Below are 953 nucleotides of genomic sequence, written 5' to 3'. Positions count from 1 at the left end.
CTGACTCATCTGTGAAGTGACGCGAAGGGCCTGTTCTGATTCTGTCGTGAGAGGGAGGATCGGGAATGGCTGGTGCGATTGCCTTACGGACGGATTATACGGCTTCTGCGTTACGGCGTCTGGCCTCTCGTACGCGGGATGCGAATGTTGCACGGCGCCTTTTGTCTCTGGCTGCGGTGCGCGACGGTGCCAGCCGGGGCGAAGCGGCGCGGATCGGCGGGATGGACCGGCAAACCCTGCGGGACTGGGTGCACCGGTTCAATGCTGCGGGGCCGGATGGCTTGCACGATCAGTGGCGCAACGGGTCGGTCTGCCGCCTGACAGCGGACCAACTGGCAGAATTATCGGCGCTGGTCACGACAGGGCCTGACCGTGCCCGGGACGGCGTGGTGCGCTGGCGTCGGGTCGATCTTCAGCGGGTCATCGAAGAGCGTTTTGGCGTCTCCTATCACGAACGCCATGTCTCCGCCCTGTTGAAGCGGCTTGGGTTCAGCCACGTCAGCGCGCGTCCGCGTCACCCCGGACAGGATCCGTCCGTCATGGACGCGTTTAAAAAAACTTCCCCACGATCCTGAACGCCCATACCGGGCATCTGCCCAGAGGCAGGCGGATTGAACTCTGGTGGCAGGACGAGGCCCGCATCGGGCAGAAAAACGGTCTTGTCCGGCAATGGGCGCGGCGTGGCACCCGACCACGCCAGCCTGCCGATCAACGCTATGAGAATGCCTGGCTGTTCGGCGCCATCTGCCCCGCACTCGGCAAGGCGGCAGGCCTGGTGTTGCCGTTTACCGGCACGGCCAGCATGCAACTGCATATCGAGGAAATCTCACGCTGCGTCGCACGCGGAGCGCATGCCGTCGTCCTGCTCGATCGTGCCGGCTGGCATACGACACCCAAACTCAGACTGCCGCGCAACGTCAGCCTGATCTTCCTGCCGTCCCGCGCGCCCGAAC

The 953-nt window shown here is 64.3% G+C and carries 1 pseudogene; it reads left to right on the top strand.

The features are described 5' to 3' along the window. Positions 1–65: 65 nt before the first annotated feature. Positions 66–953, top strand: a pseudogene (locus OQZ28_RS17580) (IS630 family transposase); the annotation flags it as partial.

Source organism: Komagataeibacter sp. NFXK3 (genome assembly GCF_054182245.1).
This window is presented reverse-complemented; position numbering and strand designations above follow the sequence as displayed.